Origin of the sequence: Clostridium sp. MCC353 (genome assembly GCF_018785315.1) — a bacterium.
GTDB lineage: Bacteria > Bacillota > Clostridia > Lachnospirales > Lachnospiraceae > CHH4-2.
This window is the reverse complement of record NZ_WQPN01000022.1, coordinates 141,919-154,392: the sequence shown is the minus strand read 5'-3', so window position 1 is coordinate 154,392 and position 12,474 is coordinate 141,919. Positions and strand designations below refer to the sequence as shown.

The window sequence follows — 12,474 nt, the reverse complement described above, 5'->3', positions numbered from 1 at the left end:
AATGGGCATCGGACCGTCTTTTTCCGTTCCTGGAGCCTTAGTTTCACTTACGGTTGGAAGCCGGTTTTCATCGCCAACGGGTTCCGTTCCGCCCGGTGCCAACCCTCCAAGCGGGCCTCCGCCCCCGTCCGTCCCCATCCCCAGGATTCATGGCGTTACTTTCACTAATCAACTAAATAAAGATTCCCCCAATCACTACAGAGCCATGAACTCTGCGATCCTTTTCTGCATCGCCCGCAAAGCATCCTCTTCCGTCGCTTTGCCGTCCAGCACATTCTGTATTTCCTCGGGAATGATCCTGGTATAAATGATATTTTTATACATGCTGTCATCCAGGATTTCCGGCATGATTCTCTTTCTGCTCTGGCGGAAGCTGGGCAGGATTAATGGCTTCCATGGTTCGATATTTTCAAGATCCGTCCGGTTATAATATCCTGCCCTCAGTGTAGAACCGCCTAAAAGGGCCAGCGGAATGGAATTTTGCAGTCCGCACGCCCACAGAAGGAATTGTTCCGCGTCTTTTTGGTTCTTTCCATAGGTATTTAAAGCCAGGCTCCAGCCACCCATAACCGGAGTGCCTCCCGGTATCAGATCAAACCCCAGATTGCCTGCCACCTTGGAGCTGGTATAATTATTGATATCCCCCGCATCGGAATCGTAAAGAATGATCATAGCGCTTTTTCCATTTTTAAATTCTTCAGAAAGCTCATTCCAGGAACGGATTTCCCGGCCCGAAGTGCAGCGGTAGCTGTCCACCATGTTTTTCAGCGCGTTTAATGCAGGAGCGGAATCCAGATCCGGTCTGCCTTTTTCATCAAATACATGGCCGCCATAAGACCACAAATGAGACAGAAAATAGATGGACGTATACACGTTTACGCCGCGGGCTAAAGAAGCTCCATATGGAACCGGTGATTTTTCGTTCAGCGACTGGGTGAAAAATTCCGCCACATGGTTAAACTCCTCCCACGTTTTGGGCGGCTGCAGTTGACCGCCATACATCCTTTGATACAGGATTTTCAGTTTTCTGTCTTCGAACAGATCACGCTGATAGAAAAGGAGCTGTGCGCCCGACATAAAGGGAACGCCATAAACCGATTCCACATACATCCCAAAATCTTTCAGAACCCCTTCTAAAAAACCGTCAAAAAATTCCCTGTTCCCCTCATAAAATGTATCCAGATTCTTCACATAGCCGCTCTCGATCAGACCGTCCAGCCATGGGAGATCCATCATAAATCCATCGTAACTGCTGTTTTGATCCGCAGCCTGGGCATATAAAAGATCTTCCAGTTCCTGATAGGTGAAGAGATCAAATTCCACCTTGGCGCCGCTCTCTTTCCTATAGATGGAGCTGAGCATCTGCAGGCTTCTGGCCGAAGGGCTGTCCAGCATGGCAAATCTCAAACTGGCCGCTGATTTTCCGATTCCGGCATTCATTGGCTGGAACCAATCCATTTCAGCCTCCACTCTGTCGATTGTAAATTCGTGCTCCGCGGCCTCTTCCAAGCTTCGGAGAAGACAGTCTGCCGCTTTTTCCGCCACCATGGTCTGGGAAATGGTCATTTGGAAATCATAGTTTCCTTCATCTTCAATCCAGCTGCTCTCTTTAACCGCAGCCACACAGACGTCCCCAAGTCCCAGCGCGGCCTGCGCCTTTTTGATCCCCTGGGCGAGAGAAATGCTGCCGGCTATCACGCCGTCCAGCTCCGGATGTCCATATGCCAGTTGGAACAGAGCCTGAAATCCGCTTTCCCTGCTGCTGTCCACAGATTTGACCAGGTCCATATCCGGGAAATAGCTTTTATAAACAGAAGACAGGCCGCCGTCTTCCAATATATTATATTCCATGATCAGCCCCACATGGGAAAGCCCTTTCAACCTGAACTTCTCCATCACCTGGCCAAATGCGTTGGTATAATCCAGAATGATCTGATCCCCTGGAAAACCCGGTACATTTTTTCCGGTGATCAAAACCATGGGCATCTCATAATTTCTGGGAATGTCCGTACTTTTTATGTGAATAGCGGAATAGACTATGATACCGTCCACGCCCTGTTCCATAAAACCAGCGATCCCTTTTTTAACCACCATCCGGTTATTGCGGCTCAGCTTCACCAAAACCGAATAGCCATGCTCCCTCAATATGCTTTCCATCTGCTGCAGAAATGCTGCATACTGGGACTGGCTTAAATCCGGAACCATAATCCCTACCAGACCGCTGTTTGTATTTTTCAAATTTCTGGCATTGGCATCCGGGCGGTAAGACAATTGTTCCACAGCATTTTCCACACGCCTGATCAGCTCTTCATTTTTTGTTTTGCCATTCAGCACATTGGACACAGTCCCGATTGAGACCTGCGCCAGTCTCGCCACATCTTTTATCGTCGCCAATCCATAGACCTCCCATTTTTATTTACCTATATCATAATGGATTCCAAAACATCTGTAAATACAATCTGAACCCGATATGAAATTTATCTTTCGTAACAGTTCAGACAAATCTGACGGAAAGCAATTTTCAAACGCACTCCAGCGGACTTTTTATCCCAGAAAAACAATCTATATAAAGAAAAAAACAGCCCACGGCAACCCGTCTGCCCACGGATTCCAGAGCTGTTTTTCACCTGTATTACTGCTATAATCCAGCCGACGCTTTCACTTTCCGGTCTTTTCACCCGGCGGCTTTCCGCCCGCCAGTCTTTTCACCCGACAGCCTTTCCGCCCGCCAGTCTTTTAACCCGACAGTCTTTCCGCCCGCCAGTCTTTTCACCCGCCAGTCTTTCCGCCCGACAGTCTTTTCACCCGCCAGTCTTTCCGCCCGACAGCCTTTCCGCCTGCCAGCCTTCCACATTTACCGCCCCTTTCACCGTCCAATCATCAAAAACGGATCCTGTGTCAGCTCAAGATATTCTTCCAATCTCCTTCTGAATCCAAGCACCAGTTCCTCATCCGTCTCCTTTTCGATCATCCGGGGGCTGAGCTGGTATCTGTCGTTCAAATCGTCATAGAGATACTCTTTGACCTCTTCTCCGGGCGCATAGCCTCTGCTCACCACATAGGTATAACGGTGTGTTTTGATTCCCCGCCACCCATACGCTTTGTGGGCCAGGCCCCGTTTTTCAAATTCCGCCACCATCTCCGCGCCGCCGGGATAGGAGCAGAGAAACATATCCTGAGGAACGTTTTCGTCCATCCCGAACACAGCCTTTTTATGGCCAAAACCCTGGCAGGTTTCCGGCACCGGAACATCCAGCATCTCCAAAAGTGTGGGCATATGATCCGGGCTGGCAAATATGCCGTCATACGTTCCCGGGGCAATCCTGCCCTTCTGCCTCATCATGAGCGGGATATGGACAGATTCTTCATACCAGACGTTCTTGCTCATAAGGCCGTGGGACCCCAGCATCTCGCCGTGGTCTGCCGAGAGCACCACCAAAGTGTCCTCTTCCAGCCCCTGCTCCCTCAAATACTCCATAATCCGGCCAAACTGCATATCAATTCCGTGAACCGCGGCAAAATACTGCCTTGTAATGGTTTCCAGCTTCTCCGTCCTCATCTCCTCCGGCACATTATCCCGCCAGCGGACAGGAAGGTCCCTAAACTTTTCATAATACTGTTCCGGCACCAGCTCATAAGGAAGGTGGGGCGGATTATAGGATACGAACAGCGCAAATGGTTCTTCCCCATCTTTTCTTTCCTCTATATAACTGATCGCCTGATCCGTTTCAAATTCAGCGGACCATTTTCCCGGCCTGATCTGTTTTGGGCTGTCCGCCCAGTAATGGGGATCCAGATGTTCATCATCAGCTCCATAAGAGAGCCAGTAATCAAATCCCTGACGCCGCTCACCCGGAGGCGTGTAGGCATCCCAGTTCTTCGCTCCCGATTCCGGATGAGGATTGAAATTCAGTTCCGACGCGTCCAGATGCCATTTTCCGATATATCCCGTTTGATATCCATGATCCCCCAGCACATTGCCGATGCAGGTTTCCTGGGGCTTTAACATGATCTTTTCTTCCAGGCCGATCTTGCAGTTGGTCCACATGCCCACGCTGAAAGGATATTTTCCCGTCATAAGAGAGGCCCGGTGAGGGGAACACAGAGGGAAGGTGCTGTAAGCATTGGAAAAGCACAGGCTCTCTCCGGCAAAACGGTCGATATTGGGCGTTATCACCTGGTCTTCCTTCACATAGCCCATCGCTTCATAACGCCATTGGTCTGCAAAAATATATAATAGATTTGGTTTTTTCATCACCAATACAGTTCCCAGTCCTTCATCATTCTGGTGAGGGCTTCCATATAGAAATAATCCCCCCAGGTATTGCACTCATCCACGCCCCGGTTTTTACAGGTATTTTCCTCAGAATCCCTAGCATAGGTTCCGTGAAGCAGCAGACCATTGCTCTTCTTTATATCCGTATTGGCGCAGTGGACGATTAAAGCCTTCATCATCTTATCAGCCGCATCCCTGTATTTTTCCCCGGTTTTGGCATCCAGATATTTGCACATCTCTAAAATGCCGCAGACAGCGATGGCCGATGCGGAAGAATCCCTGGGCTCTTCACTTCCCGTATCGAAATCAAAATCCCAGTAAGGAACCAGATCCTCCGGCAGGTGCTCAATGAAATAATCCGTAACCTGGAAGAACAGATCGATATATTCCGGCTTCTTCAGATAGCGGTAGCTGAGAGCGATTCCATAGATTCCCCACGCCTGGCCTCTGGCCCATGCGGAGTTATTACGGTTGCCCTGGTGGGTCACACCATAAGTAGGTTCTCCCGTTTCCATATCGATAAAATGCGTATGATAGGTGGAGTGATCCGGCCTGAGCACACAGCGCATGGCCGTCTTGATGTGGTTTTCCGCCTTGTCCGCATAAGAAGGATCTCCCGTCACCTCACTGGCCCAGTAAAGGATCGGCAGGTTCAACAGGCAGTCGATGATCAGCCGGTATTCCTTGGCTTCTCCCACATTTCCCCATGCCTGAAGGAATTTTCCAACTTCGCGGTAACGCTCCGCCAGATGATCGGCCGCCAGCAGCGCGGCTTTCTTTCCGGTTTCACTTCCTGTCAGCTTATAGGCCGCCACACAGGACAGGCTGAATAAAAAGCCCATATCGTGATGATTCACATCGATCTTATTCTCGATCCTGTTTAAGAAACTGTCCACCTGTTTTAACGCCGCTTCCTTAAAACACCCTTCATCCGTGTTTTCATAAGCCAGCCATAAGACCCCTGTCCAGAATCCGGTGGTCCATTCTACATTGTCCGTCTGCTCATAAAATCCGTCAAAGCTGTTGGAGGACGGGAAAAAGTCCGTAAACTTCCCTAAATCTTCCCTCACCACTCCGATTGCTCCTTCCAGGGCCTTTTTCACATCATCATGATCCAGCCCCGGGTACTTTCTTAAACTTTCAAACGTCTGTGCCATACCAAATCTCCTTTTTATGTTTAACCTTTGATGCCGCTGGCAGCAACCCCTTCAACGAAGAATTTCTGGCAGCTTAAAAATACAATCACAACAGGGATCAGAGAACAAACCGAAGCAGCCATGATCCACGCGTAATCAGCCCCGTACTGGGAGATGAACATGCGGATACCTAACTGGATGGTCTTCAATTCTTTGGTCTTCAAATAGATCAGAGGCCCCATAAAGTCATTCCATACCGTGGTAAATGTAAAGATAACCAGAGTAGCCATGGCCGGCTTTCCGAGAGGGAACACAATCCGTCTGAAAATGCCGAATTCCGTCAGACCGTCAATTCTGGCAGCCTCGCAGAGTTCATCAGGAATGCTGATATAGAACTGGCGGATCAAGAACACGCCGAAGGCGGAGAACGCCTGCATCAGGATCAGCCCTAAGTGAGTGTCGTTTAAGCCCATTTTAGATACAAGGATAAACTGAGGGATCATGTATACCTGCCACGGAACCGCAATTGTGGTGACATACATCAAAAAGATCAAATCCCTGCCTTTAAACTTCGTTTTTGTAAACCCGTATGCTGCAAAACAGCTGGTGCACAACTGGATAGCCGTTGTACATATTGTTAGTTTAGCAGTATTCAGAAAGAATGTCAAAAGCGGAAGCTTTTTCCAAATAATCTGGTAATTTTCCCAGTGCATTTCATCCGGCCACCATTTCATCGGTATGGAAAATACGTCCTTATTCAGCTTTAAAGAAGATATCACCATCCAGTAGAAAGGAACCAGCATCAGCAGAGATAAGAGGACCAGCACTGCAACCAGTATGTTTTTCATTGTTTTTTCCCTAGTTTTCATAACCGTTTCACCGCTCCCTTCCTACATCATGTCCTTGGACCATTTTTTCTCGCCTGAGAACTGGATCAAGGTAATTATTAACACTACAATAAACAGTATAATTGCGCCCGCGCTTGCCGGCCCCAACTGCCAGCTCTTAAATGCTTTTTCATAAATATAGTTAACCATAGTCTTTGTGGCGTTACCCGGGCCGCCGCCTGTCATAACGTATACCAGATCGAATACTTTGAAACACTGGATGGTCAGCATGATCAGCACGAAAAATGTAGTCGGCGTCAGCATTGGGATGGTGATATAGCGCAGCTTCTGGATGCCGTTGGCGCCGTCAATGCTGGCCGCTTCATACAACGAACTGGAAATGCCCTGAAGGGCCGCCAGGTATACGATCATGTAATACCCCATATATTTCCACACACTGACGATGGAAATAGCCACCATGGCCCAGTTGACATCCACAACCCACCTTGGCGGATTGCTGATCCCTATGAATTTAAGCGCTTCATTGATGGGACCGAAATCCGGCTGGAACAGCATGTTCCACACGGCGCCCACTGCCACGATTGAAGCGATGTATGGGAAAAAGAATGACGTCCGAAACAGGGCGATTCCTTTTATTTTCGAATTCAAAAGCACAGCCAGAAGCAGAGACAACACCAAAGTGGGCAGAACCGTCATGGCCGCGTATTCTATAGTATTAAAAAATGCCTTCGTGAACACATCATCAGAAAAAATCTGAGTGAAATTGGCAAATCCCACAAACTTCATAGGAGCCTGGGAACCGTCCCACTGCATCACGCTTAAAACAAATGAAAAGCACACCGGAATAAATACAAATATGGAATATCCGATCAGGTTTGGTAAAACAAAGGCATACCCGGTCAGGTTGTTGCGAATGGCCCTTTTTTGTTTGGAAGTCAGACCTTTTTTCTTCTCTTGGTTCATTTTCTCCTCCATTTCTGCCGCAAAAGCGGCTTACTTAACGTCTTATTTGGGCAAAAAAAGAGCGCGCTCCAAAAAATATGCATATTCAGAGGCGCTCTTTTTGTCAGCCTAAAACATTAATTAGTTCCAGCCTTTGATTTTTGCGACACGTTCTGTCATCTCTTTCATTCCGTCATCAACAGAATAAGCTTTGATCATAATCATTTCATGTACTTCATCCAATACGGTACGGATTTCTTCGATCTGAGGATCCAGCGGACGGTCAAATGCATAGTGGGTATAGGACAATGCCTCTACGTTGCTGTCGCCTTCCGGGAAATACTCTGCGGAAGCGATGGTCTTCATGGATTCTTCTGTCTGGATACCAGTAAATACGCCCTGTTCAGCCAGGATTTCCGCTGCTTCTTCAGATGCTGCGAACTTGATGAAATCCCATGCCAGGTCAGGCTGGTCTGTATAAGCGCTGATGGCTACCGGTGTTAACGCACCTACCGTATATCCTGCTTCCGTATCGGCCGGATGAGGAATGTTGGCTACGCCCCAGTTGAAGTTTGTTTCGCCTTCAGCCTGTGACTGCATCATGGTTGCGATGAACCAGGTTCCCATAGGCATCATGGCGCACTGCTGATTCTTAAATACGGATGAATAATGGATGTTAGCTGTCTTTAATGTGGAGTAATCCTGGATATAACCGCCATCCTGCAGTGCAAGAGCTTTCTCATACCATGGTTTTAAGAAGCTGTAATCTTTTTCAACCACGGTGTTCTTGCCGTCCTGTACTGCCCAGTTTGTTACAAGAGCCTGCCATGTATGGTTGTGGCTGCCGTATACCTTAGCGCTGCCTTCCCCTGATGTCATCTTAGCCGCCAGCTCTTCATATTCTTCCCATGTCATATCGTTGGAAGGATATTCAACTCCTGCTGCGTCGAATAAATCTTTGTTGTAGTAAAGCACATACCAGTCATTTCTGTATGGAAGCGCATAAGAAACCCCGTTGTACTGAAGCTGTTCTGCCGCTCCTTTATAGATGGATAAATCGAAGTTGTCGTTCTTAATGAAGTCGTCGATTGGAAGAAGCTGGTTCTTGTCAGCCATCTGGAGCATGGAGCCCATATCCTTAACCCAGATCACGTCCGGATCAGGCTGTGCAGCCGATAAGCTGATACCCAGTGAGTTGTTATATTCATCTGCTGAAGTGTCGATAATTTTGATCTTTACATTCGGATTTGCCGCTTCATACGCCTCGATTACTGCTGAGAACTGAGGAGATGATTCATTGTCCCATGTGGTTACGGACAATTCCACCTGCTCGCCTGACGCTGCCGCTTTGGTTGTCTCTTCTGCCTTTGCGGTCTCACCTGCTTTTGTAGTCTCACCTGCTTTTGTTTCCGCTGCCGTTGTCGGCTCTGTTTTTCCGCCGCCGCAGGCTGTTAAAGAAACAGTCATCACTGCGCAAAGCGCTGCTGCCAATGCTTTCTTTGATTTCATTTTTTAAAACCTCCCTCATCAATTTTCTGTGTTTCTTTTGATATATTAAGGATAACAAAATCAGGATTTCACCTAAATAAACGATTTATAGAATTCTGTTACTATTTATTCCCGTCACTTTTTTATCCAAATGAAAAAATATAAAATTTACAGATTCTTATACTTTTTCTTGATTCGATGCCGTTTTCATTGTTTTTTCAGACCATAAACTGTATGATAAAAACAGATCACAGGAGGTTCTCTATATGATTAAATACACCCTGCATAAGGCACATACCGCGCCTAAAACATTTCAGAAAACGCTGATTTTTTACAATATGCTGATCATCGTCTGCATTGCCTGTGTGATCAGTATTTACAATTTCACTTCTTATAAGAATGATGTGATTAAAAATGAAACCAACAACTCGGTCAACCGGATTCAAACCCTGTCGGACCGGGCTTCCCTGGCCTATGATGAAATGGTCAACATCCTGTTAAACTGCGCCGAACGCAAATCCCTGTTTTTAACCACTTCACTAAAAAGCCCTCAGACGGATTCCAGCGAACGGATGGCCCTTTACGCCGCCGATGTCCTCAGGGATTTCTGCGCCATTTCCGGTTACAGCGAATATATTTACAAAATTACCTTATATAATAAAGACCAGCTTCTGATCCAGGCCGGCAGCTCTTCCGGTTCCAGCGATGATCTTGAAAATATCACAAATGCCCCTTGGTTTGACGATTATCTCACAAAAAACACATCCCAGTACAAACTCACGTTAGAAGAATCCCCCTTTCCGCTGGGCCGTTATGCCAATCCCCAGATCATACCGCTGGTCCGCCCTCTGAAATACAACAGCGGCAGCGATCCGAAAGACGCCTGGGTATTCCTGGGCATTTCACCAAAGCTGTTTAATTCCCTTCTGGATGTCCTTCCAAAAGACAGGATTCTCTATATCACCACAGAGAACGGAGAAATCATCTCTTCCTTAAACGGCTCCAGGCTGGACACCGCCTCCCTGATTCAGGAACTGGCCTCTTCCGATGCATTCAGCGGGGTTTTAAGGAGAAAATTGTCCGGAGAAGACTGTGTCATAACCTATCAGAAACAACTGGTAAGCGGCCTTCTGATGCTGGAGATCATGCCTGTGGAAGATATGAATTTTGACCATACGGTGATCGGAAACACGGTGGTGATCATCTTCTTTTTCTGCCTCACCATCGGTTTGATCCTGTCTGTACTGATTTCCCGGCAATTGGGAGCGCCTATCAAACGGCTGACAAACCGGCTGAAATTGATATCCCAGGGAGATTTTACCAGAGATGCCTCCATTGAAACAGACGATGAGATAGGAATGATCGGAAAACAGATCAACCACATGTCGGGCCGCATCTCAGAACTGCTGGATACCAGGGTTAAGAGCGAAAAAGAGAAAAAAGACTTGGAAATCAAGATGCTTCAGGCCCAGATCAACCCTCATTTTTTATACAACACCCTGGATTCCATCAAATGGATTGCCACCATACAGAAAAACAGCGGAATCGTGCAGGTTGTCACCGCCCTTTCCTCTCTGCTCAAAAATATGGCCAAAGGGTTTAACGAGAAAGTTACTCTGCGCCAGGAACTTGACTTTTTGAATAATTATGTAACAATAGAAAAGATCCGGTATATCGAGCTGTTTGATGTGGATATCGACGTGGAATCAGAATATCTGTACGACGCCAAAATCATCAAACTGACCCTTCAGCCCCTGGTGGAAAATGCCATTTTCAGCGGTATCGAACCCAGCGGCCGCAGCGGATTAATCAAAATACATGCCTATACCAAAGATAATATTCTCTATGTAAGTGTTACGGATAACGGAATCGGCATCTCTGAAGAGAACATAAAAAAGCTGCTGACCGACACCTCAAGAATCACCAAAAGCAATATGAGCGGCATCGGCCTGCCCAACGTGGACCGCAGGCTGAAGCTGGTTTACGGAGAGGATTATGGAGTTAAAATTGACAGTGTTTTGGATACATATACCACAATCACTGTCTCGCTCCCTTTGGAATTATAGATTATAGCGAATCGGCAAATTTTATAGAAAATTCAGGAGAATTCTTATGTACCGTATTGTTTTAGTTGACGACGAACCCCTTATACTGGCAGGCATCGCCTCCCTTATCTCTTGGGAGGACCATGATTGCGCCATAGTCGGAAAAGCCACCAACGGGCCTTCTGCCTACGACATGATCCTTGAAGAAAAGCCCGATATTGTGATCACAGATATCCGCATGCCCATCATGAACGGCTTAGAGCTGGTTGAAAAATGTAAGGCCGGCGGATGTACCTTTGCTTTTATCGTCCTTACCAATTTAGAAGAGTTTTCCCTGGCCCGGAAAGCCCTGACCCTGGGCGCTTCCGATTACCTGGTTAAAATAGACTTAAATGAAGACGCCCTGGCGGAATCCTTAAACAAAGCCAAAAAGTCCTGTGATCTTATGATAAAGCACCAGCAGCACCAGCTTTTAAACGATCTGATAAAGAGCAGCTCCAAGGACATGGTGCAGCAGTATTTAGGCCGTCTGCTCCTTTCCCCCGGCTCCCTCTCCGATGGAAACGGCCTGCCGCCCGAACTGGAGGGCCATTATCACCGCCCGTTCATCATCCTCTGCTCCATGCGCTCCGACAACATCAGTTTTGAACCGGGCGAAGATTCCTATGATTTCCGTCAGATCCAGAAACAGATTCTGGATATCATAAGCGGTATCACCAGCCGGACCTTTCAAGACCAGACCCTTTTAAGCTATTCCGATACCATTTACCTGCTGGCCGCCTCCCTGCGGCCGGGAGATGACTTTGTAAGGACCGTGGACAACTTCTGCGCCAAATGCAATACGGCGCTGAAAACTTATTTCGAACTCACAGCCGTTTACGGCATCAGCGAACAGACCGACGGCGTTCCCTGCCTTCCCTGCGCCCTGGAACACGCCCTGACCGCGCTGGAATATTATTATTACGATTCCTCGTCTCCGATTGTCTATTACAGCGGCCAGACCTTCCACCGGAGCAATGCCAAGACCTTTAACATCAATTTCCTGAAAAAGGACTTATCCGCCTCCATCGCCCAAAATGACAGCGAAAAGATGGCGTCCATTTTCAGCCAGATCATCGACCTGTTTCAGGAAGGAAAGCCGGGAAAGGAACACGCCACCAGCGCCTGTATCAATATTTATACATACCTATATGCATTTTTTGAAAATGAGGACAACAGCTATCAGGATGTCTTTCCTTATACCATCAATATTGCGGAACATTTAAACCATTTCAACAGCCTGGCGGATATCATCGAGTGGCTGCAGAGTTTCTGTTCCAAATTATGCAGGCTGTTGGACGACCGGAAAAACACCCGCTCCGATAAACTGGTGGAACAGGCCAAACGGTACGTCCAGTCCCATTATACGGAAAAACTGACCTTGACCGATATCGCAGACGCCCTCAATATCAGCTACGGCCATTTGAGCAATACCTTTAAGAAATTTACCAACGTCACTCTGTCGGACTACATCGCCTCTGTAAAAATCGATCACGCCAAGGAACTGATCGACACCCATCAGTACCTGATGTATGAGATTTCCGACATGCTGGGGTTTGATAACCCCTATTATTTCAGCAAGGTGTTCAAAAAAATCACGGGGATTTCTCCCCGTGAATATGAAAACCGCAGTTAATGACGGTATTTACAGGCTGCTTGTCAGCGGCTTTCCGTTTTAATATTCTTCTCAACGATTTAAG

Annotated in this window: 8 protein-coding genes; 2 read left to right on the top strand and 6 right to left on the bottom strand. The window is 47.4% G+C overall.

Annotation, left to right across the window (positions count from 1 at the left end):
• Nucleotides 1-195 precede the first annotated feature (195 nt).
• The 6 genes from GPL15_RS06050 to GPL15_RS06025 all read right to left on the bottom strand — a co-directional run bounded on the left by GPL15_RS06050 (nucleotide 196) and on the right by GPL15_RS06025 (nucleotide 8,711).
• Nucleotides 196-2,394, bottom strand: coding sequence for an extracellular solute-binding protein (locus GPL15_RS06050; protein WP_215697002.1), 2,199 nt, complete (start codon nucleotides 2,392-2,394; stop codon nucleotides 196-198).
• Between the two features lie 472 nt (nucleotides 2,395-2,866).
• Nucleotides 2,867-4,255: a sulfatase gene (locus GPL15_RS06045; RefSeq protein ID WP_215697000.1), complete on the bottom strand. Its 1,389-nt coding sequence runs from the start codon at nucleotides 4,253-4,255 to the stop codon at nucleotides 2,867-2,869.
• Nucleotides 4,255-5,433 carry a glycoside hydrolase family 88 protein gene (locus GPL15_RS06040; RefSeq protein ID WP_215696998.1) on the bottom strand — a complete coding sequence of 393 codons (1,179 nt, stop codon included), beginning with the start codon at nucleotides 5,431-5,433 and terminating at the stop codon, nucleotides 4,255-4,257. Before GPL15_RS06040 ends, GPL15_RS06045 begins: the two co-directional genes overlap by 1 nt.
• Nucleotides 5,434-5,453: 20 nt before the next feature.
• Nucleotides 5,454-6,281: a carbohydrate ABC transporter permease gene (locus tag GPL15_RS06035; protein WP_215696996.1), complete on the bottom strand. Its 828-nt coding sequence runs from the start codon at nucleotides 6,279-6,281 to the stop codon at nucleotides 5,454-5,456.
• A gap of 21 nt (nucleotides 6,282-6,302) precedes the next feature.
• On the bottom strand, nucleotides 6,303-7,223 hold the full coding sequence (locus GPL15_RS06030; protein WP_215696994.1) for a sugar ABC transporter permease: 921 nt from the start codon (nucleotides 7,221-7,223) through the stop codon (nucleotides 6,303-6,305).
• Between the two features lie 120 nt (nucleotides 7,224-7,343).
• Complete coding sequence (locus tag GPL15_RS06025) at nucleotides 7,344-8,711, bottom strand: sugar ABC transporter substrate-binding protein (RefSeq protein ID WP_215696992.1); 1,368 nt, start codon at nucleotides 8,709-8,711, stop codon at nucleotides 7,344-7,346.
• 245 nt (nucleotides 8,712-8,956) lie between these two features.
• Between GPL15_RS06025 and GPL15_RS06020 the strand changes: the two genes are divergently transcribed.
• Together GPL15_RS06020 and GPL15_RS06015 are read left to right on the top strand one after the other, a co-directional pair.
• Nucleotides 8,957-10,756: a sensor histidine kinase gene (locus tag GPL15_RS06020; protein ID WP_215696990.1), complete on the top strand. Its 1,800-nt coding sequence runs from the start codon at nucleotides 8,957-8,959 to the stop codon at nucleotides 10,754-10,756.
• A 46-nt stretch (nucleotides 10,757-10,802) separates the two neighbouring features.
• Nucleotides 10,803-12,410, top strand: a complete 1,608-nt coding sequence (locus GPL15_RS06015) for a response regulator (RefSeq protein ID WP_215696989.1) — start codon at nucleotides 10,803-10,805, stop codon at nucleotides 12,408-12,410.
• The last annotated feature ends 64 nt before the right edge of the window (nucleotides 12,411-12,474 follow it).